The organism is Bradyrhizobium sp. (genome assembly GCF_035701725.1).
In the GTDB taxonomy this organism is placed as follows: Bacteria; Pseudomonadota; Alphaproteobacteria; order Rhizobiales; family Xanthobacteraceae; genus Bradyrhizobium.
Genome location: NZ_DASSRP010000221.1, coordinates 12,985 through 39,695 on the forward strand (window position 1 = coordinate 12,985; position 26,711 = coordinate 39,695).

Consider the following 26,711-nt stretch of genomic DNA (forward strand, 5'->3'; position numbering starts at 1 on the left):
GATCCCGGTCTTAAGGCTGGGTTGGAAATGTTTTGACGACCTCGGCCCATTTGACGATGTCGCCGCGCAAGAATTTGGCGAAGGCTTCCGGCGTCATCACCATCGGAACCGCGCCCTGATCGGCCCACAGCTTGACGATTTCCGGCCGCCTGATCGCCGCGTTCACGGCCGTGTTGAGTTGGTCGACGATTGTCTTCGGCGTTCCCTTGGGCGCCATCAGGCCGAGCCAGATCGTCGCTTCATAGCCGCCGACGCCGGCTTCGTCCGCGGTCGGCACCTCCGGCAGCACCACCGAGCGCGCCTTGCCGGTGGTGGCGAGCGCGCGGACTTGCCCCTGCAGGACGTTCGGCGCCATCGTCGTCACGGCATCGATCATCATCTGCACCTGGCCGCCGATGACGCCATTGCGCGCTTCGCCGCTGTTTCGATAGGGCACGTGAACCACGTCGATGCCCGCCATGGTTTTGAAGAGCTCGCCCGCCATGTGATAGGGCGTGCCCTGGCCGGAAGACGCATAATTCAGTTTGCCCGGCTGTGACTTCGCCAGCGCGATGAATTCCTTCAGCGAGTTCGCCGGTACCGACGGATGCACGACGATCACGAGATCGGCGACGTTAAGCGGCGCAATCGGCACCAGGTCGCGCATCAGCTCATACTTGCGCTGCGGCACCAGCGACTCATTCGCTGTCTGGGCGTTCGACATCAGAAGCAGCGTATAGCCGTCGGGTGCGGCTTTCGCGACTTCCTGCGTCCCGATCACCGATCCGGCGCCCGGCCTGTTCTCGATCACGAAAGGTTGCTTGAGACTTTCGGCAAGCGCATTGCCGACCAGGCGGGCGGCGACATCGGCAGGCCCCCCGGCGCCGAAGGGGACGATGATGCGCACCGCGTGGCTTGGATAATCCTGCGCATGGCCAGGCGCGACGAGGAAAGCAAGCAGCCCAAGGAAAACCAGTGCCGGCGCGCGGAGGAACGAGGCCGCGGCAGCGGAATGGGTGCCTGTCATCTCTTCGTCGGCCGATCTCAACGCGTGGCTCCCGCCGTCTGTTTGGTCTCTTCCTGGGCGCCTTTGGTGCTCGTCTTTTGGCCCGAAAGGGGCGCCAAGTCCAGCAACCACATGGACTTGCGCATGGACTCGGGGCGGAGAGGGAATAAAATGCAACATGCAGGGTTAAGCGGCCACGAACCGGCCGATATCACGACCCGGCCAACAAAACGAATCAGGGAAGAGATGCGAACGACACCAATGTCCCGCAGATGCGCGTTGAAGTTTGCGGGCGGATGGCTTGCAAGCTCGGCGCTTGCGACCCGCGTGCTGGCCGATGCGCCGCCGGCGGCAGAAGTGACGCCGGCCCTGATCGCGGCGGCCAAGAAGGAAGGCCAGGTCGTCTACTATACTTCTGTAGATTTGCCCGTGGCCGAGAAGCTCGCCAAGGCCTTTGAGGCGAAATATGACGGCATCTCCGTACGCGTCGAGCGTACCGGCGCCGAGCGTGTGTTCCAGCGCATCGGCCAGGAATACTCCTCCAACATCCATGCCGTCGATGTGGTGAATTCGTCGGATGCCGCGCACTTCATCGTCTGGAAACGCGACGGCATTCTCGAAGCCTATGTGCCCGACGACGTCGCGAAATATTACCCGCCGGAGCACAAGGATCCTGACGGGCAGTTCGCAAGCTGGCGCGTGTGGCTTTCCATCATCGCCTACAACACCGGCATGGTGAAAGCGGACGAAGCGCCGAAGAGTTTCGCCGATCTGCTCGATCCGAAATGGAAGGGGAAGATCGTCAAGGGCCATCCCGGTTACAGCGGCACCATCATGACCGCGACCTACCAGTTGCAGCGCGACCTCGGCTGGAGCTTCTTCGAACAACTCGCCAAGCAGAACGTGATGCAGGTGCAGTCCTCGGCTGATCCGCCGAAGAAGCTCGAACTCGGCGAACGCGCCGTAATGGCGGATGGAAACGAATACAACATTCTGCAACTCAGAGAAGGCGGCAAGCCGGTCGCGCCGGTCTATGCGACCGAAGGCTCGCCCATGATCATCGGCCCCAACGGCATCTTCAAGGGCGCGCCGCATCCGAGTGCCGCCCGGCTGTTTCAGTCGTTCTGCTTCAGCCGCGAGGCGCAGCAGCTCATGATCGACGTCGGCGGATTGCGCTCGCTGCACCCCCAGACAAAGGAAAAGCCGGGTTGGACCGCACTCAAGGACATCAAGACCCTGAAGGACGATCCCGCGGCCGTGGAGCAACAAGGCCCCGGCATCAGGCAGCGCTACACCCGCATCTTCCGCGTCTGAGATCCTCCCAAACGAGAGCTGTCTCATGTCCTCCGAATTGCCGAAGGTTGCTGTCGCCGAGACGCTGGCGGAACGAATCGCGGCGCTCCAGCCTGGCGTTTTGCCGGCGGCGACAACGCGCAAGTGCGAAGATCTCCTGATCGACGTCGTCGGTCTCTGTGTCACCGCGCGCAACGAGGACTACGTCAATGCCGCGCTCGACGGCTGCGAGGACGACGGTCCCTGCACGGTGATCGGACACACGCGGACGCTGACCGCGTCGGGTGCGGCGTTCGTTAACGGCACATCAGCGCATGGTGAGGATTTCGACGACACCTTCGAGGGCGGTCCGGTCCATGCCGGCGCGGTGATCGTGCCGGCGGTGCTCGCAGCCTGTGAGCGCCACGGTGCGGATGGCGCTCGCGCGCTGACCGGGATTGCGGTCGGCACCGAAGTGCTGTGTCGTCTGAGCCTCGTGGTGCCGAAAGCGGTGCACAAAGCTGGCTTTCATCCGACCGCGATTTTCGGCGCGATGGGCGCCGCCGCCGGCGTCAGCGCCGCGCTTTGCCTAAGCGCCAAACAGATCGTGGACGCGCTCGGCATTGCCGGCAGCATGGCCGGCGGCATCATCGAATATCTTGCTGAGGGCGCCTGGACCAAGCGGATGCATGCCGGTTGGGCGGCACAATCGGGCATTCGCGCCGCGCTGCTCGCCAGGCAGGGTTTCGTCGGGCCGCGCACGGTGTTCGAGGGCGTGCACGGCCTGTTTCATGGCTTTGCCCACACCGCCAAGGGCGACTACGACGCGCTGGTTGGCGACTTTGGCACGCGTTGGGTCACCGATACGCTCGCCTTCAAGCCATATCCCTGCGGGACGATGGCGCAGCCCTATATCGATTGCGCCAGGCGGCTAGCCGCGCGCGGCATCAAGGCCGAAGATATCAAATCCATCTTGTGCGAGGTTGCCGAAGGCACCGTGCACCGGCTGTGGGAGCCGCTCGCAGACAAGCAGCGCCCGCGCAATGGTTATGCCGCCAAATTTGCCGTGCCATATCTGCTCTCGGCCGGCTTCGTGCATGGCGGCGTCGGCCTCGGCGCCTTCACGGAAGAGGCGATCCGTGACGAGCGGGTATTGGCGCTGGCTTCAAAAGTCAAATTCGTCATCGATCCCGATAATCCCTATCCCAGCAACTACACCGGTCACATCAAGGCGACGCTGAGAGACGGGAGCGTCGTCGAGGAGCGGCAGCCATATCTGCGCGGCGGCGCCCAGGAGCCGTTGACGCGGCAGGATGTCACCGACAAGTTCGCGCTCAACGTCCAGCACGGCGGCTGGAGCAAAGGGCAAAGCGAGGCGATGCTGAAACTGCTGGCGGGGCTTTACGGCGGAAAGATTGAACTGAAGGGGCTGCGACAATGAGCGCCAACGAACTCACCGGCAAGGTCGCGATCGTGACGGGCTCCGGGCGCAACATCGGCCGCGCCATTGCACTGGCGCTTGCCGATGATGGCGCTTCCGTGGTCGTGAATTCGCGGAGCAATCGCGACGAGGCCAAGGCGGTCGCGCGCGAGGTCGAGACCACGGGGCAAAAGGCACTGGTTCACATCGGCGATATCGCCGATCCCGCCGCCGTTCAGGCGATGGTCGACATGGCGGTCAATGAATTCGGCCGGATCGATATCCTCGTCAACAACGCGGCGCTGCGACGGGAAAAGCCGTTCGCGGAAATGACCTACGCCGACTGGCGCGAGGTCATGAATGTGATCCTCGACGGCACCTTTCATTGCGTGAAGGCCTGCCTGCCGCACCTGAAGAAGAGCGGGGCAGGGACCATCGTCAATATCGGCGGCTTGAGCGCGCATACCGGCGCCAGCGACCGCGCCCATGTGGTGACGGCGAAGTCCGGCATTGTCGGCCTCACCCGCGCGCTGGCGCATGATCTCTCGTCCGACGGGATCACCGTGAATTGCGTGGTGCCCGGGATCATCGGCACGCCGCGCCCGAAGAACACGCCCGAGCCCGCGCACCACCTGATCCACCGCACCATCACCGGTGAGCGCGGCAAGCCGGAAGATGTCGCCGCCGCGGTCAGATTCCTGTGCAGCCCCGCGGCGCGCTATATCAACGGCCAGGCGATTCACGCCAATGGCGGAGCCTATTTCGGCGGGTAGGCCAGCCGATCCATCACCGGCGTTGCGGGAACGCCGATTCTATCGCGTATTCCACTGCTCGGAGGACGTTTCCGACTTGTTCCGTCTGTACCGCAAGGCGGCGTGGTAATAGAGAAGGGATACTTGACGCGTAGGTCCGCGTCGGCGACGGTCAAATCATGTTCAACAGTCTCAACGATATCTCCACGACGATCTTTAGCGGATGGATCGTCACCTGGCCGACCAGCCTGTTCGCAATCATCTGGCTGGCCTTTGCGGCGAGCTGGATTGCCGCCTCGGTCTGGTCGGGCCGCACCAAGACGGCCGTGCGCACGCTCAACGCCTGGGTCTATCGGGGGCCGATTCTGCTCGGGGCCATCTTCCTGGCGCCTCCAGTCGAGCACCTCTTGGGCGCGACGCCGCTCTATCACCTCAGCAATAGCGTGACCTATGGGCTGGCGCTGGTGGTGGTGCTCGGCCTTTGCTTCACTTGGTGGGCGCGGATTCATCTGGGCCGGTTCTGGTCCAATGCCATCACCCACAAGGAAGACCACCGCATCATCGACACCGGACCTTACGGGGTGGTGCGGCATCCCATCTATACCGGTCAGATTGTCGGGATGATCGCGACCGGGATTGCGATCGGCAACTGGGCCGCAATCCTCGGTACGCTTCTGATTCCGTTCGGCGAATGGCAGAAGGCGCGGATGGAAGAGCGTTTCCTGTCGGTGGAGCTCGGCACCGACGCCTACGCGGCTTATTGCCGCCGTGTGCCGATGATCGTGCCCTTCCTCAAGGCGGGTTAGACCACGGGTCAGGTGACGGGTAAGCCGACGGGCGGCCACGATCGGCGGCCCGCAATGTGCCTATTTCATTCCTGCATTGCCCGATAAAGCCGCTGGCGGCTCCGGTTTTTGATGATAATTTTAACCCTATGAACCAGCACGCCAAAATCGAGCCGCCGGCCTCCCGCGCCAAAATCGCCATCCGCCACTCGACCTGTCCGCACGACTGCCCGTCGGCCTGTGCGCTTGACGTCGAGGTGATCGATGGCTCCTCGATCGGCCGTGTCAGGGGTTCCAAGGTCCAGACCTATACCGCCGGTGTGGTGTGTGCCAAGGTTGCGCGCTACGCCGAGCGCATCCACCATCCCGACCGGCTGACCCATCCGATGTTCCGCGTCGGCCCGAAAGGCTCGGGCAAGTTCGCGCGCATTTCCTGGGATGATGCACTTGACGAGATCGCCGGCCGCTTCAATGCCGCGGAGCGCGAGTTCGGCGCCGAATCCGTCTGGCCCTATTACTATGCCGGCACCATGGGCCTGGTGATGCGCGACGGCATCAACCGTCTCGCGCACGTGAAGAAGTATTCGCGCTTTTATTCCACGATCTGCTCGACCATCGCCCGCGTCGGCTTTGCCGCCGGCACCGGCAAGATTGCCGGCGTCGATCCGCGCGAGATGGGCGTCTCTGATTTGGTGGTGATCTGGGGCACCAATCCCGTGCACACCCAGGTCAATGTGATGACGCATGCGATGCGCGCGCGAAAGGAACGCGGCGCCAAGATCGCCGCGGTCGACATCTACAACAACGAGACCATGAAGCAGGCCGACATCAAGATCCTGCTCAAGCCCGGCACCGACGGCGCCTTTGCCTGCGGCGTCATGCACGTGCTGTTCCGCGATGGCTATGCCGATCGCGCCTATATGGACAAGTACACCGATTGCCCGAACGAGCTCGAGGCGCACCTGAAGACGCGCAATCCCGAGTGGGCTTCCGGCATCTGCGGCGTGCCGGCAGAAGAGATCGAGGCTTTCGCCCGCCTCGTTGGCCAGACCAAGCGGACGTATTTCCGCCTCGGCTATGGTTTTACCCGCAGCCGCAACGGCGCGACGCAAATGCACGCGGCGCTATGCATCCCCGCCGTGACGGGCGCCTGGCAATATGAAGGCGGCGGCGCATTCTTCAACAATTTCGCGCTGTGGAAGTTCGATGAATCCATCATCGAGGGCCATGACGCGATCGATTCATCGACGCGGCGGCTCGATCAATCGAAGATCGGGCGCATCCTGACCGGCGATCCGGCCGCGCTTCACAACGGCCCTCCGGTCAAGGCGATGCTGATCCAGAACACCAATCCGATGACGGTGGCGCCGGAACAGGCGCTGGTGCGCCGCGGCTTTGCCCGCAAGGACCTGTTCGTCGCGGTGCATGAGCAGTTCATGACCGAGACCGCGCAAATGGCCGACCTCGTGCTGCCGGCGACGATGTTCCTGGAGCACGACGACCTTTATTACGGTGGTGGTCATCAGCACATTTCGGTCGGTGCCAAGCTGATCGAGCCCCCCGGCGAGTGCCGCTCCAACCACGAAGTGCTGCAGGGGCTCGCCACGCGCTTGAAGATTTCGCATCCCGGTTTCGAGATGTCTCCGCGCGAGCTGATCGATGCGACATTGAAGAAGAGCGGCCACGGCGGCATCGAAGCGCTGGAGGCGGATCTGTGGCGCGATCTCCAGCCGGACTTCCGCACCTCGCATTACCTCGACGGCTTTGCGCACAAGGACGGCAAGTTCCATTTCAAGGCCGATTGGGCCAACGTGCCGCTCGGCAACGCCGGCATGATGGGAGCGTGGGACAAGATGCCCTCGCTGCCCGATCACTGGGCTGCGATCGAGGAGGTCGACGAAGCGCATCCGTTCCGACTGGCGACCAGCCCGTCGCGCAGCTTCCTCAATACGTCCTTTAACGAGACGCCATCCTCGCAGGCCCGCGAGGGCGCGCCGAGCGTGATGATCCATCCAGAAGATGCTTTAAGGCTCGGCATCGAGGACGGCGAGGCGGTGACGCTCGGCAACTTGCGTGGGCAAACCACGCTGGTTGCCAAGCATTTCGATGGCGTGCGGCGCGGTGTTTTGATCGCCGAGTCGATCCATCCCAACAAGGCCCATATCGGCGGCAAAGGCATCAACATGCTGACGGGTGCCGAGGCCGTTGCGCCGGTCGGCGGCGCCGCGTTCCACGATAACAAGGTCTGGATCAGGAAGGCGGACGCGGACGCGATTCCGACGCCCTAGATTTCTAATCAAGACGCATTCTAGATTTCAGCCGTCATCGGCTGCGACAAACGCGAGGCGTTTGCGCAAGCAGCGTGAGCTCCGAAGCGATCCAGCCCTTGCTTATGGCGCTCCGGATTGCTTCGCTATCGCTCGCAATGACGGGAGAAGCACCCATGACCGACGACACCAGCGTTCTCATCGAAAAGCGCGGCAGCGCGCTCTGGATTACCATCAACCGCCCGGAGAAGCGCAACGCGATCAACGCCGATGTCATCGCCGGAATTGGACGCGGCTATCGCGCCGCGCACGAGGATGCGGCCGTGCGCGTGATCGTGCTGACCGGGGCGGGCGACAAGGCGTTTTGCGCCGGCGCCGACCTGCAGAATACCGGCGGGGCATTTGCCGCGCAGGATTTTTCCAAACCCAATGTCGATTTCGCCGATCTCTTGCGGCTGTCGCAGAATGCGACAAAACCGGCGATCGCGCGCGTCAACGGCGTCTGCATGGCCGGCGGCATGGGGCTTTTGTGCATGACCGACATGGCGATCGCCGCCGACAACGCGATCTTCGGCCTGCCGGAGGTGAAGGTCGGGGTATTTCCGATGCAGGTGCTGAGCCTGTTACAGTCAATCGCGCCGCGGCGTGTGGTCAACGAATGGGCGATCACCGGCGAACCATTCGATGCCAAGACGGCGATGACCGCGGGGCTGTTGAACCACGTGGTGCCGGCCGCCGAACTCGACGCCAAGGTGGATTGGCTGATCGGCCGCATCATCGACAAGTCGCCGACCGCGATCCGGCGCGGCAAATATGCCATGCGCGCCATCGCCTCCATGTCATTCGACGAGGCGATCGCCTATACCGAGAGCCAGATTGCGCTGCTTGCCATGACCGAGGATGCCAAGGAAGGGCTGAAGGCCTTTGCCGAGAAGCGCAAACCGGTCTGGCCAGGGAAGTAGGCACAGGGAATGCAGTCCAGTTTCAAAGGTCGTCCTCAGAACGTTAACGGCTATGGCGATCAGCCGTTCAATTTTCTGGATCCGGATGCACACGCGGCCATCGGTCATATCGCTTCCATCGATCTGATCGAGAATGGCGAGAAGCGCGCGCGGCAATACTGGCAAAAGAAGCAGCTCAGCAACCTCGTCAATCATGCCTTCTTGAAATCGGACGTCTGGCGCAAGCGGATTCCGGGCGGGCCCGGACGACAGGAGGTCTTGCAGAATTTTCCAATCCTGACGCGCAAAGACATTACGGCGCAGGCGCAAGCCGAAGGCTCGCTACTCGGCGACAAGGGAGCCATCGAAACCTATGAGACGACGGGTTCGACCGGTACGCCGCTGAAAGTATTCGTGGCACCACAGAATGGCTATTACAATACCATACGCAGCCTGGCGCAATTCTTCTTCGACGATCTGCCGCTGAATGAAAATCGCGTTCAGATTATGCCGCTCGTTCACGCTGACGATCTTTTGAAGCAGAAGACGATTGTGAAACAGTCAACTCCGGGCTGGGCCGGCTCGCTGAGCAGGATCTATGAGAATGGATCCAACAAGGTCCTGAGATTCAGTCAGGACATCGATGGGTTGCTGACGGAGATTTCCAAGGACCGCGTGGGCTATCTGGTGTCTCCCAGCCGGGTCCTCGAACAGTTGCTGGCATATGGCGGTCCCGACCTGGTCAAGGGATTGGGAATCCGCGTCTGGATACACCTTTCGGATTACCGCAGTCCCGAACTCGTCGCGCAGTTGAACGCGATCGGCATACCTTCGCTTTCAAATTATTCGTCGGGAGAAACAGGGCCGATCGCATTCGAGTGCAGGCACAATCAGGGTTTTTATCACGTGGCCCACACCAACGTCGTCGTCGAAAGCGACCAGAAGCTGACGACGACGTTCGATGGAGAAACCGTCAGCCGGTTGCTGGTCACGCATCTGCATTCCTACGCGACGCCGATCATTCGCTACGACATCGGCGATTTCGGCAAGTTGCATGGCCAATGCCCTTGCGGACATGATGGTCCGACGATTTCGCACATCTACGGCAGGGGAAAGCACTTTCTGCGGCACCCCGACGGGAAATACATGGCTTTCCATCTCTCTACTCGCGCCGTCCGCGCAGCCGTCGAATTCGACGAGTGTCGTTTCCGCCAGGACGCCATAGACACGATCACCGTAGAGATTGGGGGCAGGGAAACACTCAGTCCGAAGGAAGAGGAGGGGATCAAGGCGATCGTCGCCGCTGCGACCGATCCCGTGTTCAAAGTCGTGATCAGACCCGTCGGGAAAATCGATTGGTCCGATAATCCAAAACGGCTGTTTTTTTCGAGCTCAGTGAATTAAGGGCCCGTCGAGCGGCTTCTAGCCATCGCGATCTTTGCCCATCATAAATTTTCGGGGTCCATTGTTGATGCCGGTTGAATCAAGAATCTCTCTGCTTGCAGCCACACGTCACGTCGGTTGGGGCGCCGTCAGCAAGCTTCGCATGATTCTGGAAAAGCTGCCGGAAGCCAGCGTGGCGCTTCACGGCGATGCGCACTCCGTCGCAATAACGAGAAGGTATCTCGGGCCGCAGCATACGATCGAGGCCGGCCGGCCGCGGAAATTCGATGTTGCGCTCGTGATCAATGATCCACCCGCGGTGAACGGCATCGCGGATCTTGGTGTGCCGGTCGTCTTCGTCGATAGCCTGTCCTATGTACGCAAGAAGGATTCCGAGTTTCCTCCGCTCGACCGGATCGCCTATTACTGCGCGCAGAAATATCCGACAGACCGTTTTCCGATCGCGGGCCCCTTGCAAAATCGGGATAACGTCAAGTGGGTCGATGCGATCATCCCTATTCCGCAGAAGCGACGCGGCGGCGGCGGCATCGTGATCAATCTCGGTGGTCTCTACGTTCACAATCTCGCCGGGGTTTCCGATGACTTGGTCAATCGCGGCGTTGATGCCTATCTGGAGCTCGTGCTGTTTCCGCTAGTTGAGCTGCTCAAGAGTTCGAACCGGAAGATCTTGGCGATCTGCGGCAATCTCAACGAGGCGGCTTGCCGGCGGCTGCGCGCCTTGGTGCCGGACACTGTTGCGATCGGCCCACAATCCGGTGGCGCGTTTGAACGTATTCTGACGGACGCGGATCTTTTGATCTCCGCGCCCGGCACCACGACGCTGTTGCAGGCCGCCTCGATCGACTTGCCGACGATCCTGCTGCCTTCCGAAAATCGAAGCCAGATTCCAAATGCGCGACTTTACACCAAACCGGGCGCCGATCTCGGGGAGTGGCCCGATCGGGTGATCAGCAATGCGGACTTCGAACGCATGCGCCTGCAGGGCGTGGGCGCGGTCTACCAGTACTTCTTCCAGTCGATCATCAACGCAGCCGCGTCGAACGAGGCTGCCGGCGCGGTGCGGGCGGTCATTCGCCGCGTGCTGACGAATGCCCCTGCTGACGGGATTCTCGATCCCGGTCTGCGTGCCCTGGGCGTTGCGGGCGCCGATCAGGTGGCCCGCCTGATCGAGCAGGCGGCGCTTCGCCATCGCTAGAGGCGCCGATCGTCGCGCGCGCTTACATCGTCATGGCAATGCCGCCGCGGGCTCTTTGCGCGGAGCCTAATCATACCCAGTCGCGTGGTAGACCTCGCGGCCGCCGACCCAGGTCGAGAGCGCCTTCATGTCTCTGATCGCCTCCGGCTCGACGGTGAGGAAGTCGCCGGTGAGTACGGCGAAGTCCGCGAGCTTGCCCGGCTCGATCGAGCCGCGCGTTTTCTCTTCGCCGATCAGCTTCGCGTAGTTGATGGTGACGAGCTTGAGCAGCAGCGGCCGAGATGCGATCTTCTGGTCGGCGCCATAGACGCCGTCCGAAATCGTGTCGCGGCTTGCCATGTGGTAGAGATTCCAGAACGGATTGAACGGCACCACCGGACTGTCGGTGCCGCCGGCGACGAGCAGGCCCGCGTCGAGATAGGTTTTCACGGGCGTGACCTCACTCGCGATCTCCCAGCCCCAATATTTCTTCAGCACGGGCGCGGCGAGATAGAGATGGTCCTGCGCCGACACTGCGACATCGAGTTGTTTCAGCCGCGCCACCTGTTCGGGGCGAGAGACGAAAGCATGCTCGACCGACCAGCGCTTGCCTTTGATGGATGAATCCTTGTCCGCCGCGGCATAGCCGTCGAGCACCTCGTCGAGCGCCGCATCGCCGACGGCATGGGTGATGACGTGCCAGCCCTTGCTGTTCAATTCGCGCACGACTTCGGTAAAGGCGGAAGGTGGCGACACGGTGAGCCCGGTGAACGTGCCGCCTTTGCCGTAAGGTTCGAGATAGGGTTTTGACAGATGGCCGCCCTCGAAGCCGCCGTCGACCATCAGCTTGACGCCGTCGACCTTGAGCCAATCGTCGCCTTCGCCCTGATGCGTGCCCCAGGCTTCCATGGCTTTGCGCGCAGCATCCGCCGAGCGCAGCGCGAACCCGGGCATGTAGACGGTCCAGCGCAGCGTCAATTTCCCTTCCGCTTCCGCCTGTTTCATCAGGCGATAGGCCGCGACCATGTCGCCCTTGTAGGAGCCGGGAATGCGCAGCGCCGTCATGCCGTACGGCGCGACCGCCTTCTGCGTCGCCAGAATGTCGTCGATGCCGACCGGCTTGGGGCGCGGCAGCGTCACCAGCGCCTTGGCTTCGTCGAACAGCTCGCCGGTCAATTCGCCGGCGCCGTTGCGGCTGATCTGTCCGCCTGACGGCACCGGGGTGTCCTTGGTGATATTCCACTTCTTCAGCGCGGAGGTGTTGAGAATGTATTCGTGGCCGCCGCGCACCAGCACCACGGCCTTGCCGGGCGAGGCCTGCTCGATCTCCTCTGCCGTCGGCAGGCGCTGCTCTTTCAATTGGGCTTCGTGCCAATCGGAGTTGGAGACGATCACGCTATCGGCGGATGCTGCTGCGGCGGCATTGGCGACGGTGGTCAGGAGTTCGCCGAGCGAGCGCACATGGCTGAGGTCGACGCCGGCGCCGCCGCCTTCGTTGTGGAAATGGTCGTCGGTGATCCCCGGGGAGACAAAACGGCCCTTGAGATCGATGACGCGGGTCTGCGGCCCCACATAGCGCCGCACCTCGTCTTCGGACCCCGTCGCCACGAAATGGTCGCCGCTGATCGCAAAACCTTGCACCACGCGATCGCTATCGTCGGCCGTGAACACCTTGCCGCCGACGAAAACGATGTCCGCAGGGGCCGGCGATTGAGCTTGCGCGAGACCCGCTGCGAAGAGGAGGGTTGTGGCGATGCCAACGGTGGTTCGTTTCATGACCATTCCTTTTCTTGATTGGGCCGCGAACCGGTCGCGGCCGTGCATCTTCCATAGCAAACGCGCCAACATTTCCAAAGAACGTGTGATGTCCTCCCGGGAAGCCCGTGGCTGGGGGTGCGGACCGCATGCTGCAACCAAAGGGCGTCTTTCCGCCGCTCAGTTTGGGACGTCGGTCTCTTTATGGGCGGCTGACGGTTCGCCTATGGTCGGACTCGACAATGATCGCCTCGGCGGCACATGAATTGCAAGGGATTGCAATGACGGGGATCGCAATTCCGGGATTGCCTCTGCAAGGACGTATGCTCAGTCGCTCGAGAGAAGGATGGAATGTCATGGATCGTAGATCGCTTCTTTTGGGCGGGACGGCCGCGCTTGCGGCCGGCAGTCTGCCTGCCATGTCGCAAACCGCCAACGAGGTGCGGATCGGCTTCACCTATGCGCTATCGGGCGCGGCGGCGCTGATCGGTGTCGACGCCCAGCGGGCATTCGAGACTGCGGCCGAAATCATCAACAACGACTACAATTTCAATTTGCCGATGGCCAAGGGCGTCGGCATTCCGTCCCTGGGCGGCGCCAAGGTGAAGCTGATCTTCGCCGACCATCAATCCGACCCGCAGAAGGGGCGCGCCGAGGCCGAACGCCTCATCACCCAGGAAAACGTCTGCACCGTCATCGGCAGCTACCAAAGCGCGGTCGCTGTCACCATCAGCCAGACCTGCGAGCGCTACCAGATTCCGTTCGTCTCCGCCGAAAACTCCTCGCCGAGCCTGCATCGGCGCGGGCTCAAATATTATTTTCGCCCGGCGCCGCACGACGAGATGTACACGGCGGCGATGTTCGACTTCTTCGATGCGATGCGCAAGAAGGGCGTCAAGATCGAGACGCTGGCACTATTTCATGAGGACACCATCTTCGGCACCGACTCCGGAAATACCCAGACCAAGCTTGCGGCCGAGCGCGGCTACAAGATCGTGGCCGACATCAAATATCGCGCCAATACCTCGTCGCTGTCGGCCGAGGTGCAACAGCTCAAGGCGGCCAATGCCGACGTGCTGATGCCCTCGAGCTACACCACCGACAGCATCCTGCTCATCAAGACCATGGCCGAGCTTGGCTACAAGGCCAACGCGATCGTGGCGCAGGATGCCGGCTTCTCCGATACGACCTTCTACGCCGCGGTCGGTGATCAGGTTAACGGTTCGATCTCGCGCAGCACGTTTTCGCTCGATCTCGCGACCAAGCGGCCGATGGTCGGCGCCATCAACGCGATGTTCAAGGAAAGGTCCGGCAAGGATCTCAACGACCTGACCTCGCGCGAGATCATGGCGCTTCTGGTGGTGGCGGACGCGATCAACCGCGCCAAGTCGACCGATGGCACCAAGATCCGTGATGCCCTGGCGGCGACGGACATTCCCGGCGATCAGACCATCATGCCCTGGAAGCGCATCAAGTTCGACGAGAGCGGTCAGAATAACGACGCCGATCCGGTGCTGCTGCAATATATCGGCGGCAAGTTCGTCACGATCTTTCCGCCGCAGGCTGCGGTGGCCGAGGCGGTGTGGCCGATGCGGTGAAGGTCCGGATCGTCGCTCCTCACGTCAGCGCGCGGCGCCGTAGATCTTCGTCGCTTGTTCATCGGAGACCAGGTCGCTTTCGATGTCGTAGCGCACGCTCGCAGCCGGCCGCTCCCTGGGATCGCCGATCCCGGCGCCGCCCGGCGTCATCACCACCAGGCGGTCGTCCGGCGGCACGGTCTGAAAGCCCTTGCCGCGCAGTTTCTGCCCCGACTTGAGCCCGACATAGCCGGCCTCGCCGTTCCGGCCGCCATCGCGGCCGCGCGGTGGATGATCGATGCGATCGAACGCCGCCAGGATGTCAAACGGCGTTGCAATGCCGCTGCCGACCTCGATGATCTGACCGAGGCCGCCGCGGGTGCGGCCGGCGCCACCGGAATCGCGGCGCAGCTCCTTGCGCCAGAAGATCAGCGGGGTCTGCGTTTCCGCGATTTCAACCGGCGTGCCGCGCACGCCGCTGGGATAGGCGGTGGCCGACAATCCATCCTTGGAAAAGCGCGCGCCAGTGCCGCCGTTGCTGGTCACCGCCATGGAGAAGCCGTAGTTGCCGCCGGCGCCGCTGCGCGTCTCGCCTCGCACAATCAGATTCCACAGGCAGGAAGTGCCCTCGGCCGGTACCCGTTCGGGGATGATCTGGCGCAGGCAGCCGAACACGACGTCGGGCAGCATCTGGCCGATGATATGGCGCGAGGACACCGGCGCCGGCTTCGGCGCGTTAAGGATGCAGCCGAGCGGCGCCGAGACCGTAAGCGGTCCTAGCGATCCCGCGTTGTTGGGAATTTGTGACGCCACCACGCAGCCGAGGCCGAACACGGTATAGGCCGTGGTGTAGGAGAGCGGCACGTTGATGCCGAACTTCGATGCAGCCGAGGTGCCGTCGAAATCGATGTGGATGCCACTGTCGGAGATCGTCAGCGCCGCCTTGAGCGTCACCGGCGCATCATAGCCATCGACCACCATTTCGTTATGCCAGGTGCCTTTTGGCAGTCTGGCGATCTCGGCCAGCGTTGCCTCGCGCGAACGATCGCAGATGTAATCGCCGATCTGGTCGAGCGTTTCGATTCCGAATTCATTCATCATCTCGATCAGGCGTTCGCAGCCGACGTCGTTGCAGCCGGCGAGCGAATAGGTGTCGCCCTCGGTGTCGATCGGCAGGCGCGTGTTGGTGCGGATGATCGCCATCAGGGTTTCGTTGACAGTGCCCTGATCGATCAGCTTCAGCATCGGGATATAAAGACCTTCCATGAAGACATCGGTGCCATCTGGCCCGAAGCCGATGCCGCCGATGTCCATGAGATGGCTGGTGCAGGAAAACAGCGCGACCAGTCTGCCGTCCTTGAAGCAGGGCGTGGTGACGACGAAATCGTTGAGATGGCCGGTGCCCATCCAGGGATCGTTGGTGATATAGGCATCGCCCGGCTTCATGGTCTGAAGCGGAAAATGCGCGATGAAATGCTTGACCGATTCCGCCATCGAATTGACGTGCCCCGGCGTGCCGGTGACGGCCTGCGCCAGCATCCGTCCCTTCAGATCGAACACGCCGGCGGAGAGGTCGCCGCATTCGCGCACGATCGGGCTGAACGCGGTCCGCAGCAGCACCTGCGCCTGTTCCTCGACCACGGCAATCAACCGGTTCCACATGATCTGGAGGTCGATGAGATTGGTGTCGCTCATGATTGGGGCCCCTTGCGCTCCATGACGATGCTGCCGGCGCTGTCGATATAGGCTTCAAAGCTCGTCGATACGAATGTCGAGGTTTCGTCTTCGGCGATGACCGCGGGGCCGGCGATGGTCTCTCCCGGCGATAACTGTTCGCGGCGATAGAGCGGAATCTCGACGGCTTTTCCGACGCGTCCGTCGAAAAAGGAGCGGCTTCCCGTCGGCTTGCCCGCCGCCTTGCGTGTCACCGCGGCGATCCGTGTCGGATTGTGCGGTTCGGTGGTGGCAAGCACCGACCAGGAAAGGATTTCGATCGCAGCGCCAGGAATCGGCCGCTCGAACAGAGCCGCATAGTCCTTCTCGAAAGCCTTGCGCAAGCCGTCGAGATCGGCTTCGGTCAGACGGCGGTTGGGCAGCTCGACCATAATCTCGTGCCCTTGCCCGACGTAGCGCATGAAGGCGGTGCGCCGCTCATGCACGGCCGCGCGGCCGGCACCGGACTCGACCAGAGAGCGGGCCTCGGTCGCGGTCTCATCCAATAGATCGGAAACCGCTTCGCTGTCGAAATCATCAAGCCGGACATGGCGGCTGCGCACCAGCTCATAGGCGATCGGCGCCGCAAGAAATCCCACGGCCGAGCCCACGCCCGCATTGGATGGCACGATCACCTTGGAGACGCCGATCCGCTCGGCAACGCGCGCGGCGTGCAGCGGTGCCGCGCCACCGAAGGCAATCAGCGTGTGCTGTCCGACCACCGCCCCGCGCTCGACCGCATGGACGCGGGCCGCGCTTGCCATGTTTTCGCACACGATTTCATGCACGGCATAGGCGGCGGTCTCGGCCGAAAGCCCCAAGGGCTCGCCGATGTCGCGGAGCAGCGCGTGGCTCGACAGCTCGGGGCGGAGCTCGATGGTGCCGCCGGCAAATGCGACGGGATCGATCATCCCGAGCGCGACGTCGGCATCGGTCACGGTCGGGTGCTCGCCGCCGCGCCCGTAGCAGGCGGGTCCCGGTTCGGACGAGGCGCTTTCCGGCCCGACCGCAACGCGCTTCAAGGCATCGACCCGCGCGATCGAGCCGCCGCCGGCGCCGATCTCGACCATTTCGATGACGGGAATGCGGACCGGCAGGCCCGAGCCCTTGAGAAAGCGCGCGGCGCGATCGACCTCGAACACGCGTGAGGTCTCCGGCTGATATTTTTCGATCAGGCAGATCTTGGCGGTGGTGCCACCCATGTCGAAGGACAGCACCTTGCTTTCGCCGACGCTGGCCGCGATCTGACCGGCGAATATCGCGCCGCCCGCGGGGCCCGACTCCAGCAGGCGGACTGGAAAGCGACGTGCCGTATCGATCGAGGTGACACCGCCGCCCGAGGTCACGAGATAGATCGCGCCGCGGAATTGCTCGGCCCGCAACGCTTCCGCCATCCGTCCGAGATAGCCATCGATCAGAGGCTGGACATAGGCGTTGGCGACCGCCGTCGACGTACGTTCATATTCGCGAATTTCCGGACACACCGCGGATGACAGCGTCACCCAGACGTCCCGCATCTCCTCCCGGATGATCGATGCGGCACGTCGCTCATGTTCCGGATTGGCGTAGGCGTGAAGGAAGGCGATGGCGATGCTCTGCACATTCTGTGCGCGCAATTTCGGCACCAGCGCTCGCAACGCAGCCTCGTCGAGCGGCAGGCGGATTCCGCCGTGCGCGTCGACGCGCTCGGGCACCGTGAAACGCAGCGCGCGGGAGACCAGCGGCTTCGGCTTGTCGATCGTCAGGTCGTATTGATCGTAGCGGCTCTCGGTGCCGATATCGAGCACGTCGCGGAACCCCTCGGTCGCGATCAGCGCCGTCCGAGCGCCGCGGCGCTCGATGATGGCGTTGGTCGCAAGCGTGGTGCCGTGAATGAAGACGTCGATGTCGCGGAAGTGAGCGCCGGTGTCGGACAGAATGAGGCGCATCCCGTCGAGCACCGCCTGCTCGGGGCGGGCGGGGGTCGTCAGCACCTTGCGTGTTCTGCGATCACCTCCGACGTCAAGAACGATATCGGTGAACGTGCCTCCGATATCGACGGCGAGCCTCATCTCGGCTCCGTCAAGCATTCCAAATCTCCGCTGCCGGCTAAATTTTCCAGAACTATACAGCAATCTTCATGCCAGCGATTGCGCCCATTGCAGTGCACTCAATCACTTTTGGTGAGGCTCGACAGCGGCCGAGCGATCGCCGCATTTTTCGGCTGCAACCGACATCGACAATGGACGCAAAGTAGCGCAATCTTGACGGGTTGGGGTCCCTGTCTGCATCCGGTTTGAAAAATGCTTCATCGCTTCGATGGATGCAAAGGAGAGTGACGGTGAAAAAACTTCTGCTGACCGCCGCACTGTTCGCATACGCATCACCCGCGCTGGCGGGCTCGTTCGTCACGACTTCAAACTGCAGGTTTTCCGGGTACTACGGGTACGTCAACTGTTACGCGACGAGGACGTATGTTCCGGATCCCATCATCGACCTTGAACAGGAAAGACGGGAGGCGGCAGAGCGCCATAAGGAAGACCTGAAGTGGGAAGCGTTCTGCAAGCCGAAATTCAGGACTGACGCATATGGCATGCGCCGCGCATCTTATACGAGAAGCGGCTGTGAGTTTGGGCGAAGCGAGTAGTCGCTCGCCGGCGGAAACTTCGTCCGTGTCTTAGTGCGTTGCCGCGACTGTTCGCGTGCATCAGCAGCAAATTCTCACGGTCCAGAAGTTCGCTGCGCTTCATCTCGCCGACAGCCCGCGCGGATTTTCCAGAGGCCGACCGACGGGTCATGATTCACTTTCTATTAAGTAACGATGCGCCCCCTGGCGGCAGTGCAACCTTTTGTTGATCTGGCAAATATAGTGAAGCGTTTGCGCGAAAGGCTTATCCCGCAAAACCTTTTGGTGACGAGCTATATAATGAATCGGTTTAGCTTGACCCTCCTGTTCTGCGTTCTGGTCTCGGGTTGCAACTCCGAACCTGTTTTCGACCTGTCGAGTTGGGACGCGTATCAGAAAAGCTCGGCTGCGATAAAGTCGAAGCTGACCAATGATGACGCGCGTCGTCTGGCCGTCGCCCTGGACTATCTGCTGATCGAGGATTTGCCGCGAAATACGATCAACGGCGTCGGCGTGATGCTAAGCTCGCCTCTCGCAAATCCCGATACAACTCTCGATCGGCTGAAGCCGAAAATAGAAAACCGAAACGCTGCAACCGTCATCGCGGATCTGTCCAACAAGCTGAATGCAGACATTTCGTCTGCTGAGGCAAGGATGCAAAGCCTGGAGAGTATCGCTGCCTCCGTCGAAATCAGTTCCGCCAGCTATTACTGGAAAAAGAGCGGCTATTTCGAGCAGCCTGTTGTCGAGTTCTCGGTTTATAACGGCGGCAATTCTCCGATTTCGCGCATCATCTTCGACTGTTTCTTGATCACCACGAATCGGCCGATTCCGTGGGCGAGACAGCAGTACGTACAGGATTTCAAAGGTGGCCTTCAGCCGCGCGAGCGGCGGAAACTGACGCTTCCATCCGGTGGACAGTGGAGCGACCCGCAGCTGAAGGACCTGGTCGACGCGCAGCTCAAGGTGGTCGTCCTCAATTTCGCGGACGCGAATGGAATAATGATAATTCCAGTCGATCGCGACCGGTTGGCCCAGGAGCGCAAAATCCTGGCGCAGTTGCATTGACCGTTGCCGGCTTTTCTGAATCGGCCGCTCAAGATCGGCAGCTTCTGCTTCAATGATCTGCTCATCGCGTAACGGCAAATCCGCTGGTAGCGAATTCTTAAGGATAAATCCTTTCCGCCGCGGCATATCGAGTTGCACAACCCTTTGAATACCCTTGGGGCGATAGGCTTTTCCACACAACATGGTGTCCCATGAGCGGGATCAAGCCCCTGATGTCCGTGCCCCAGCGAGCTGCAGTGGAAAGCTCCGACGTTCTGCTGGCCGCACTCGAGCGGGCGAATGATGCTGTCGTGATTCTGGATCAGGATCATCGCGTCACGCATTTCAACGCCTCGGCCGAACTGATTTGGGGGCTGGCACGGGCCGCGATCCTGGGCCAGCCGGCCAGCATGCTCGGCCTCGACGAGCTTGACCAGGACCGCAGAAGCGAACTCACGATCACCCGCGCCAATGGCGAGCGTCTGCGCGTCGCGCTGTCGCTCTCGCATGCCGCATCCGGCGGTGCACGGCACACGATCGCGCTGGTGCGCGATATTACGCCCGAACTGGAACTGCGCGAGCGGCTGGCGCTGCACGTGATGATTGCCGACGGAACCAACCGCGCGGTGATTATCGTCGACCGCAATATGAAGGTTGTTTACGTCAACGCAACCTTCGTCGGCATGCTCGGCCACAGCATCGAGCAGGCCGAGGGCCGCAAGATTGGCGAGCTGCTCGCTGGTCCTCACACCGATCGCGCCGCGCTGAAGCGCTTGCAGCGCTGCGTCGCGAGCGAGAACGGCACGAACGAGGAAATCCTCGCCTATAACAACAGCGGCGACGAGATTTGGCTCGGCGCCGATGTCAAGGCATTCCGTAATGCGCGCGGCAAGGTCAAGTACATCGTCGCGCTGCTTGCCGACATTACCGAAACCCGTCAGTTGTGGTCGCTGCAGCAGCTGATCATGACGGCGCTCGCCGACGAGATTCCGATCACCGAAATAGCCGACCGGCTTTGCCGGCGCGTCGAGGAAATTGCGCCCGACGTCGTTTGCTCGTTGCTCCACGTCGATGCCGAAGGGCTGGTTCATCCGCTCGGTGGCCCGAGTCTTCCTGCCGACTATTCGCGGGCGCTGGACGGAATTGCGATCGGACCCGAGGTCGGCTCCTGCGGCTCGGCCGCCTATTTTGGCAAGCCGGTGCTGGCGGTGGATATCGACAACGATCCGCGCTGGCGGCCCTACAAGGCGATGCCGCTCGCAGTGGGCCTGCGCGCCTGCTGGTCCTCGCCGATCAAGGCCAAGGACGGCCGGGTGATCGGAACCTTCGCATTCTATTTCAGGGAATGCCGTGCACCCTCGCGTTGGCACGAGCGAATTGTCGAAGCCTGCGTTCACCTCGGCGCAATCGCCATCGAGCGCAAGGAAGCCCGTGCCCGGATCGCGCAGCTTGCCTACTACGACACGTTGACCGGCCTGCCCAATCGCGCGCGCTTGCGGCATATGATCTCGGAAGCGATCGGCTCGGCGTCCGAGGGCAAGAAGTTCGCGCTGGCGTTCCTTGACATCGACAATTTCAAGGACGTCAACGATTCACTCGGACACGCCGCCGGCGACGAGATGCTGGTCGAGTTCGCGCAGCGGCTGCATATGCAGGTTCAGGCCAGTGACGTGCTCGGGCGCCTCGGCGGCGACGAGTTCGTGATCCTGCTGCCGGACCGCGACGCCGCGGCGGCCTCGCTGGTGGCTTCCCGGATCATGGAAGCTCTCGCCGTGCCGCTGAAGTTGGGTGCCAAGCAGGTCCCGCTTTCAGCCAGCATGGGTATCAGCATCTATCCGGACAATGCGACCGATCTCGACACGCTGATCCAGCAGGCGGACGTCGCCATGTACAGGGCAAAGCAGGCCGGCCGCGCCACCTATCGTTTCTTCAGCGCGGACATGAATCGTCTCGCCGAGCAGCGGCTGGCCTATAGCGCGGCGCTGCGTGCCGCGCTCGCGCGTGACGGGCTGTCGCTGCACTATCAGCCGCAGATCAGGACCCGCGACGGTTCGCTGCACGGCGTCGAGGCGCTGGCGCGCTGGCATGACCCGGTGCTTGGCGAGGTCTCGCCAGCCAAGTTCATTCCGCTCGCCGAGGAATGCGGGCTGATCGAGCAGATCGGATTGTGGTCGATCCGCGAGGCCTGTCGGCAAATGGCGCAATGGCGCGAGGCCGGCCTCGACATTCCCTGCGTGTCGGTCAATCTTTCTCCGATCAACTTCCAGAACGCGGGTCTTGCTTCTGTCGTCGCCGAGATCCTCGCCGCCTATGACCTGCCGCCGGAAGTCCTGATGCTCGAGGTTACCGAAAGCGTGTTCCTGAACGAGCATGCGGTGGCGATCGAGACGATGAGCGCCATTCGCAGGCTCGGGGCAGGGCTGTCGCTCGACGATTTCGGAACGGGCTATTCGAGCTTGAATCGCCTCGCGCATCTGCCGATTCGCGAATTGAAGATCGACCGCAGCTTCATGTGCGATGTCGAAAGCGATCCGGCGGCGCGGGCGGTGGTGACGACCGTCGTGCGTGTGGGTCAGAGCCTGCAGCTCACTGTCGTCGCCGAGGGCGTCGAGACCGAAGGGCAGCGGCATCTCCTGGCCGAACTCGGCTGCGATGTCATCCAGGGATTTCTCTACGCGCCGGCGCTGTCGCCGTCGGCCTTCGGACGCTGGCTGCTGGACCATAGCGCTACCCAAGCGAGCGCCATGCTGCGAAGCGTCGGCCGCTCGATCGCTACCCGCCCATCCGGCGGCGTGCAGGCAGAGAGGCTGCCGGACCAGTCAGCGGCGATCTAGCCCATTCGCAAGCTTGATGGCTCAGCCGGTCAGCCAGGCGAAGGCGCGGGCGATGAAAGCCTGGCCGTCGCGCTCGACCGGCGTGCCGTGCGCCATCAACACTTTTTCGGTCGGCCAGGCCTCTATGCGCGCCAGCGCGGCGCGGGCGATACGACGCCCTGCGAACATCAGGCGAAATTTGCGAGGCACCGCCGGCTCAGACTTGGTCATGAGGTCGAGCCGTGCCACCGTGGCACGCCAGCCGGAAAACCAGGTCGACGGGAATTGCTGGATCAAATCGGTGAACAGGGCGGTCGCGCTCTTGCGATGAAAGAATACGACCTCGGTCGTAATCAGACAGCCCGGCACCACGACCTGGTCGAGATCGCCGGCCCATGCGGCGGCGGGCTCCTCTGTGAGATCGGCGTCGAACTCGAGATCCTTTCGCTTCGTCCGCAAGCCGGGCGGTGCGTACAAGATCGCTTTGGGATAGGTGCGCCGCCAATCATCAACGAACAGATGATGAAGCGAATTTGGCGGCACGAGGTGGCGTACCTCACCCAGCGCATCGACCTCGCGGCGAAGACTTTCGGTGAGTTTGACCGGCGACCAGACGAAAAGACCGCCGTCGGCGAGGCGAATGACGGCCATTCGCGTGCCGTAGTGGAAGCCGGCCGTCGAAACATGCGGGCCGTCCGCAATCCAGATGTCCGAAGTGAATGGCTTCAGCATGAGGTGGCAATTCCAGTACGTACGCGGCGCCGCATATGTTTGCCGTCACGGCAGAAGCGCGAGCACGACGGCGTTCTGTCAATCCTCCGAAGCCTAAATCAGGTTCGTATCCACGCAATGTTCAAAAACCGGTGAGCGTTTCAGCAGGCCGCCGGAAACGAAGCTAAGGCCGAGGCGTTCAAAGCCTTGTCTCGACATCGCGGGGTCGCGCGCCCACAGGCCGGCATCAAGATAACGCTGCAGGGAGCGGGCGAGAAGCTCGCGCGGCACATCGGGAAAAAACGAGGCGACGACGTCGGCAAGCTCGCTTCCGCTGTGCGTATAGAGCCAGGTCTGCACCCTTGCCAGCGCACGGGTCACGGCGAGGAAGGCATCGCGCTGCGAGGCGGCTTTGTCACGGGTTGCGATGAAGGAGGTGTAGACGGTCGGCCCCCGCGAGCTGGCGGCATACAGGACCGTGCCGGCGCGATCGCTCTCCGCCTGCGAAGCGAACGGCTCGAACGCCTGCATTACGTCAAGCTTTTTTGCTCGTAGCGCGGCGTAGTTCTCCGACATGGGTCGATCGTGAATTCTGGCGATCATTGCGGGATCAATGCCTGCCTCGCGCAGATCCTGCTGCAAGCACATCCAGGGTGTCGGCACTTCCGATACAGTCGCAAAACGTAGCCGCGCAAGGTCCGAAAACTCAAATTCATCGGAGTTGCCGATCAGGAAAAACGGGTCGCGAGATACGGTCTCGCCAAAGCACACCAGCGGACTTTGTGCATTTTGGTCGTGCGCCGTCATGACCCGCATCGGGCCGCCCCAGGTCAGGTCGATCGTGCCGTCGGCCAGACGCGAAATGGCATCACCCGGCGCGTCGCTGCGGACCAGTTCGACCTCGATGCCTTCGTCCGCATAGAAGCCGAGGGCGCCAATGGCGTAATAGGGGGCGTAGAAGACCGCGCGAAAATTTTCCATTAATCTGATCTTCACGTCGCTCTCCGGGGTTGATCGTCTCAAGCCTATTCCAGAACCAGGCCGGAGGACTTGATCGGCCCGGCCCATTTGGCGATTTCGTCAGAGACGAAGCGGGCGAGATAGGCCGGGGACCGCCGCTCGTCGCCAACGAGATCGATGCCGTTTTCCTTGAAGCGGTGCTGCACCAGCGCATCGTTCAACGCGGCGACAGTGGCATCGTGCAGCCTTTGAACAACGGAGGCCGGGGTATTTCTGGGAAGGAAGAATGCGCTCCAGTTGGTGGCCTCGAAATCGGTCAATCCCTGCTCATGCGCCGACGCAAGACCGGGCAAGCTTGGTGACCGCCCGCGGCTCAACATCGCGATCGGTTTGATGGCACCGCTTTCGATCTGAGGCAGCGCGGTCGGCGTATCGATGCAGAGGTAGTCGACGCGCTGCGCGATCAGGTCCGCCATCGCCGGCGCGCCGCCGCGATATGGCACATGGGTGACGTCGATGCCGATACGCGCGTTGATCAGGGCGCAGCCGAGATGGGTGGCGGAGCCTGCGCCTGCCGACGCAAATTGCATCGTCTTCTGGTTGGCCTTGGCGTAGGCGATGAATTGCTGCAAATCGTTGGCAGGAAAATCCTTGCGCGCCACCATGACCAGCGACAGCTCTGCGATCAGGATGACCGGGGCGAAATCGGTCGCCGCATTGTAGAACGGAGTCTTGTACAGCGTTTGGCTGACGGCGTGCGTGCCGACATTGCCGAGCACGAATTGATATCCGTCGGGTGTCGATTTGGCGACCCGGGCAGCGCCGATCATGCCGCCGGCGCCGCCGATATTCTCGATGATCACCTGTTGCCGCAAAGCGTCGCTCAACGGCGATTGCAAGATGCGGGCAACCGCATCCATCGGCCCGCCCGTCGCGAACGGCACCACCATGGTCAGCGGCCGGCTCGGCCAGCTTTCGGCCATGACGGGCGCCATGAAGGCCGCGAGCGTGACGATCAGAACAAGGCGAAGCATTCCTGGCTCTCGAAGATTCCTGGCCCCCAAATTGCAGGCCTGCCGCTTTTGCGGATTTTATCCGTTCAGATATCTTGGCTGGTGCGACGAATTTGAAGTTCCTATCATTGCCGCTGCGAGTTCGTCATAGGAACTTCAAATTCAAAGCCGCACCAGATTAAATAAGTTGCTAGAGCTCTCTCGATTCCAACGTCCGCAGAAGAAGGTGCCGCGATAGGATGCGGACGTCGGAATCCGAGCTCTAGTTTAGATAGACAAATGGAGTGAGCTTGACCATGCGCTTCTGGAGTTGGCTCGTTGTCGGAATCTGCATTGCGGTAAACTCGAATCCGGCGCGCGCCGAATATCCGGAGCGGCTGATTACGTTGATCGTTGCCGTACCTGCGGGCGGGGCGGGCGATCTGGTGGCACGCCAGTTTGCATCGCGACTGTCCGAATTGCTGAAGCAGAACGTCGTCATCGAAAACCGGGGCGGCGCGGCCGGCACGATTGCCAGCGCGTTCATCGCGCGAGCGCCGGCAGATGGCTATACTCTGCTGTTGTCGTCGACCGCAACTCACTGCACCGCGCCGGTCGTCTACAAGAACATCGCCTACGAGCCATCCAGGGATTTTTCCCACATCGGTCTGATCGCGACAGCGCCGGCGATACTCAGCGTCAATTCCTCACTGCCGATCCGTTCGGTCGCCGATCTCGTGACCTACGCCAAGGGCAGGCCGGGCGAATTGAATTTCGGCTCTTCGGGCAACGGCAGCGGACCGCAGCTATGGGGAGAGATGTTCATGACTGCTTCGGGCGTGAAGCTGACCCACGTTCCCTACAAGGGATCGGCGCCTGCGGTGATCGATCTGCTTGCCGGCCGGGTCCAGATGATGTTCGACGCGGCGGCGGCGCAGATGTCAGGCATCCAATCCGGGCAATTGCGACCGCTGGCTGTGCTGAGTGCAGAGCGCTTCGTGCTGTTCCCCGAGGTCCCGACGATGGCGGAAGCGGGTTATCCGTCGGTCACTGGCAATTTGTGGTACGGCCTGTCCGGTCCCGCCAAACTGCCGCCGGATGTGGTGGCGCGGCTTGAACGTGCTCTGCAAGAAATCGGGGCGATGCCTGATTTCCAGGATGCACTAAAGCAGATTGGCCTGTTGTCGACGCCGCTATCCGCACAAGCCTATTCCAGGTTCATCCTGGACGAGAACGACAAGTATCGGAAGATTGCCGGAGCGGCCAACATCACGATCGAGTAGCCGCTCCGTGCTGCTGGCGCACTATGATCGGACTACCCCGGATTGGCCTTGAGCCCCGCCGCTTCGATGCCGGCAATCGCGCAGATCTCGTCATTGTCGGAGGTGTCGCCGGAGACGCCGATCGCGCCCAACAGCCTGGTGCCGTCCTGAATCAGCACGCCGCCGGGCACCGGGACCAGGCGGCCTTCCGCGATCGTGTTCACGGCGCTGACGAAGTAGGCCTGCTCCTGTGCGCGCTGGAACAGCGCCCGCGAG

The 26,711-nt window shown here is 62.2% G+C and carries 21 protein-coding genes; 13 read left to right on the forward strand and 8 right to left on the reverse strand.

Features of this window, described 5'->3' with window-relative positions; translation table 11 throughout:
- Window positions 1–10: 10 nt before the first annotated feature.
- Entirely contained in the window at window positions 11–1,027 is a 1,017-nt protein-coding gene (locus tag VFL62_RS12825; protein WP_414644699.1) for a tripartite tricarboxylate transporter substrate binding protein, read from the reverse strand.
- A 219-nt stretch (window positions 1,028–1,246) separates the two neighbouring features.
- Here VFL62_RS12825 and VFL62_RS12830 point away from each other — a divergent pair, with 219 nt between their 5' ends.
- The 8 genes from VFL62_RS12830 to VFL62_RS12865 all read left to right on the forward strand — a co-directional run bounded on the left by VFL62_RS12830 (window position 1,247) and on the right by VFL62_RS12865 (window position 11,021).
- Window positions 1,247–2,299, forward strand: a complete 1,053-nt coding sequence (locus tag VFL62_RS12830; protein WP_325172751.1) for an ABC transporter substrate-binding protein — start codon at window positions 1,247–1,249, stop codon at window positions 2,297–2,299.
- Between the two features lie 25 nt (window positions 2,300–2,324).
- Window positions 2,325–3,698 carry an MmgE/PrpD family protein gene (locus tag VFL62_RS12835; protein WP_325172752.1) on the forward strand — a complete coding sequence of 458 codons (1,374 nt, stop codon included), beginning with the start codon at window positions 2,325–2,327 and terminating at the stop codon, window positions 3,696–3,698.
- The gene (locus VFL62_RS12840) at window positions 3,695–4,450 is read left to right on the forward strand and encodes a 3-oxoacyl-ACP reductase family protein (protein ID WP_325172753.1); all 756 of its coding nucleotides are present in this window, start codon (window positions 3,695–3,697) and stop codon (window positions 4,448–4,450) included. Before VFL62_RS12835 ends, VFL62_RS12840 begins: the two co-directional genes overlap by 4 nt.
- A gap of 158 nt (window positions 4,451–4,608) precedes the next feature.
- Window positions 4,609–5,235 carry an isoprenylcysteine carboxylmethyltransferase family protein gene (locus VFL62_RS12845; RefSeq protein ID WP_325172754.1) on the forward strand — a complete coding sequence of 209 codons (627 nt, stop codon included), beginning with the start codon at window positions 4,609–4,611 and terminating at the stop codon, window positions 5,233–5,235.
- Between the two features lie 128 nt (window positions 5,236–5,363).
- Window positions 5,364–7,502, forward strand: coding sequence for a molybdopterin oxidoreductase family protein (locus tag VFL62_RS12850; protein WP_325172755.1), 2,139 nt, complete (start codon window positions 5,364–5,366; stop codon window positions 7,500–7,502).
- Between the two features lie 155 nt (window positions 7,503–7,657).
- On the forward strand, window positions 7,658–8,443 hold the full coding sequence (locus VFL62_RS12855; protein ID WP_325172756.1) for an enoyl-CoA hydratase/isomerase family protein: 786 nt from the start codon (window positions 7,658–7,660) through the stop codon (window positions 8,441–8,443).
- Between the two features lie 9 nt (window positions 8,444–8,452).
- Complete coding sequence (locus VFL62_RS12860; RefSeq protein WP_325172757.1) at window positions 8,453–9,826, forward strand: hypothetical protein; 1,374 nt, start codon at window positions 8,453–8,455, stop codon at window positions 9,824–9,826.
- A gap of 142 nt (window positions 9,827–9,968) precedes the next feature.
- Window positions 9,969–11,021, forward strand: a complete 1,053-nt coding sequence (locus tag VFL62_RS12865) for a glycosyltransferase (RefSeq protein WP_325172758.1) — start codon at window positions 9,969–9,971, stop codon at window positions 11,019–11,021.
- 66 nt (window positions 11,022–11,087) lie between these two features.
- On the opposite strand, the gene VFL62_RS12870 is transcribed toward VFL62_RS12865, so the two are convergent.
- Window positions 11,088–12,776, reverse strand: a complete 1,689-nt coding sequence (locus VFL62_RS12870; RefSeq protein ID WP_325172759.1) for an amidohydrolase — start codon at window positions 12,774–12,776, stop codon at window positions 11,088–11,090.
- 335 nt (window positions 12,777–13,111) lie between these two features.
- On the opposite strand from VFL62_RS12870, the gene VFL62_RS12875 reads away from it, so the two are divergent.
- A complete protein-coding gene (locus VFL62_RS12875; protein ID WP_325172760.1) occupies window positions 13,112–14,353 on the forward strand; it encodes an ABC transporter substrate-binding protein in 1,242 nt (413 codons plus the stop codon).
- Between the two features lie 24 nt (window positions 14,354–14,377).
- Here the strand turns inward: VFL62_RS12875 and VFL62_RS12880 are convergent, their stop codons facing one another.
- Complete coding sequence (locus VFL62_RS12880; protein WP_325172761.1) at window positions 14,378–16,027, reverse strand: hydantoinase B/oxoprolinase family protein; 1,650 nt, start codon at window positions 16,025–16,027, stop codon at window positions 14,378–14,380.
- Window positions 16,024–18,114, reverse strand: a complete 2,091-nt coding sequence (locus VFL62_RS12885) for a hydantoinase/oxoprolinase family protein (protein ID WP_325172762.1) — start codon at window positions 18,112–18,114, stop codon at window positions 16,024–16,026. The genes VFL62_RS12880 and VFL62_RS12885 overlap by 4 nt, the downstream gene beginning before the upstream one ends.
- Window positions 18,115–18,365: 251 nt before the next feature.
- On the opposite strand from VFL62_RS12885, the gene VFL62_RS12890 reads away from it, so the two are divergent.
- The 3 genes from VFL62_RS12890 (at window position 18,366) to VFL62_RS12900 (ending at window position 22,531) form a co-directional block, all read left to right on the forward strand.
- Window positions 18,366–18,671 carry a hypothetical protein gene (locus tag VFL62_RS12890; protein WP_325172763.1) on the forward strand — a complete coding sequence of 102 codons (306 nt, stop codon included), beginning with the start codon at window positions 18,366–18,368 and terminating at the stop codon, window positions 18,669–18,671.
- A 279-nt stretch (window positions 18,672–18,950) separates the two neighbouring features.
- Window positions 18,951–19,718 (forward strand): hypothetical protein, encoded by a 768-nt coding sequence (locus tag VFL62_RS12895; RefSeq protein WP_325172764.1) that lies wholly within the window; start codon window positions 18,951–18,953, stop codon window positions 19,716–19,718.
- A gap of 212 nt (window positions 19,719–19,930) precedes the next feature.
- Complete coding sequence (locus VFL62_RS12900; RefSeq protein WP_325172765.1) at window positions 19,931–22,531, forward strand: EAL domain-containing protein; 2,601 nt, start codon at window positions 19,931–19,933, stop codon at window positions 22,529–22,531.
- Between the two features lie 21 nt (window positions 22,532–22,552).
- Here the strand turns inward: VFL62_RS12900 and VFL62_RS12905 are convergent, their stop codons facing one another.
- The 3 genes from VFL62_RS12905 to VFL62_RS12915 all read right to left on the reverse strand — a co-directional run bounded on the left by VFL62_RS12905 (window position 22,553) and on the right by VFL62_RS12915 (window position 25,215).
- Window positions 22,553–23,242 carry a DUF4336 domain-containing protein gene (locus tag VFL62_RS12905; RefSeq protein ID WP_325172766.1) on the reverse strand — a complete coding sequence of 230 codons (690 nt, stop codon included), beginning with the start codon at window positions 23,240–23,242 and terminating at the stop codon, window positions 22,553–22,555.
- Between the two features lie 93 nt (window positions 23,243–23,335).
- The gene (locus VFL62_RS12910) at window positions 23,336–24,202 is read right to left on the reverse strand and encodes an ABC transporter substrate-binding protein (RefSeq protein WP_325172767.1); all 867 of its coding nucleotides are present in this window, start codon (window positions 24,200–24,202) and stop codon (window positions 23,336–23,338) included.
- Between the two features lie 44 nt (window positions 24,203–24,246).
- Window positions 24,247–25,215 carry a Bug family tripartite tricarboxylate transporter substrate binding protein gene (locus tag VFL62_RS12915; protein ID WP_325172768.1) on the reverse strand — a complete coding sequence of 323 codons (969 nt, stop codon included), beginning with the start codon at window positions 25,213–25,215 and terminating at the stop codon, window positions 24,247–24,249.
- Window positions 25,216–25,490: 275 nt separating this feature from the next.
- Here VFL62_RS12915 and VFL62_RS12920 point away from each other — a divergent pair, with 275 nt between their 5' ends.
- The gene (locus VFL62_RS12920) at window positions 25,491–26,456 is read left to right on the forward strand and encodes a tripartite tricarboxylate transporter substrate binding protein (RefSeq protein WP_325172769.1); all 966 of its coding nucleotides are present in this window, start codon (window positions 25,491–25,493) and stop codon (window positions 26,454–26,456) included.
- A gap of 32 nt (window positions 26,457–26,488) precedes the next feature.
- Here VFL62_RS12920 and VFL62_RS12925 read toward each other — a convergent pair.
- Window positions 26,489–26,711: GlcG/HbpS family heme-binding protein (locus VFL62_RS12925; protein ID WP_325172770.1), on the reverse strand; the 223-nt coding region annotated here is incomplete at its 5' end.

What these genes read in the sequence shown, in the direction of transcription:
- VFL62_RS12905 (WP_325172766.1), bottom strand. Translation starts at nt 23,242, where the DNA reads ATGCTGAAGCCATTCACTTCGGACATCTGGATTGCGGACGGCCCGCAT.
- VFL62_RS12840 (WP_325172753.1), top strand. Translation starts at nt 3,695, where the DNA reads ATGAGCGCCAACGAACTCACCGGCAAGGTCGCGATCGTGACGGGCTCC.
- VFL62_RS12920 (WP_325172769.1), top strand. Translation starts at nt 25,491, where the DNA reads ATGCGCTTCTGGAGTTGGCTCGTTGTCGGAATCTGCATTGCGGTAAAC.
- VFL62_RS12845 (WP_325172754.1), top strand. Translation starts at nt 4,609, where the DNA reads ATGTTCAACAGTCTCAACGATATCTCCACGACGATCTTTAGCGGATGG.
- VFL62_RS12875 (WP_325172760.1), top strand. Translation starts at nt 13,112, where the DNA reads ATGGATCGTAGATCGCTTCTTTTGGGCGGGACGGCCGCGCTTGCGGCC.
- VFL62_RS12835 (WP_325172752.1), top strand. Translation starts at nt 2,325, where the DNA reads ATGTCCTCCGAATTGCCGAAGGTTGCTGTCGCCGAGACGCTGGCGGAA.
- VFL62_RS12860 (WP_325172757.1), top strand. Translation starts at nt 8,453, where the DNA reads ATGCAGTCCAGTTTCAAAGGTCGTCCTCAGAACGTTAACGGCTATGGC.
- VFL62_RS12865 (WP_325172758.1), top strand. Translation starts at nt 9,969, where the DNA reads ATGATTCTGGAAAAGCTGCCGGAAGCCAGCGTGGCGCTTCACGGCGAT.
- VFL62_RS12900 (WP_325172765.1), top strand. Translation starts at nt 19,931, where the DNA reads ATGTCCGTGCCCCAGCGAGCTGCAGTGGAAAGCTCCGACGTTCTGCTG.
- VFL62_RS12830 (WP_325172751.1), top strand. Translation starts at nt 1,247, where the DNA reads ATGTCCCGCAGATGCGCGTTGAAGTTTGCGGGCGGATGGCTTGCAAGC.
- VFL62_RS12910 (WP_325172767.1), bottom strand. Translation starts at nt 24,202, where the DNA reads ATGGAAAATTTTCGCGCGGTCTTCTACGCCCCCTATTACGCCATTGGC.
- VFL62_RS12850 (WP_325172755.1), top strand. Translation starts at nt 5,364, where the DNA reads ATGAACCAGCACGCCAAAATCGAGCCGCCGGCCTCCCGCGCCAAAATC.
- VFL62_RS12915 (WP_325172768.1), bottom strand. Translation starts at nt 25,215, where the DNA reads ATGCTTCGCCTTGTTCTGATCGTCACGCTCGCGGCCTTCATGGCGCCC.
- VFL62_RS12895 (WP_325172764.1), top strand. Translation starts at nt 18,951, where the DNA reads ATGAATCGGTTTAGCTTGACCCTCCTGTTCTGCGTTCTGGTCTCGGGT.
- VFL62_RS12885 (WP_325172762.1), bottom strand. Translation starts at nt 18,114, where the DNA reads ATGCTTGACGGAGCCGAGATGAGGCTCGCCGTCGATATCGGAGGCACG.
- VFL62_RS12870 (WP_325172759.1), bottom strand. Translation starts at nt 12,776, where the DNA reads ATGAAACGAACCACCGTTGGCATCGCCACAACCCTCCTCTTCGCAGCG.
- VFL62_RS12880 (WP_325172761.1), bottom strand. Translation starts at nt 16,027, where the DNA reads ATGAGCGACACCAATCTCATCGACCTCCAGATCATGTGGAACCGGTTG.
- VFL62_RS12855 (WP_325172756.1), top strand. Translation starts at nt 7,658, where the DNA reads ATGACCGACGACACCAGCGTTCTCATCGAAAAGCGCGGCAGCGCGCTC.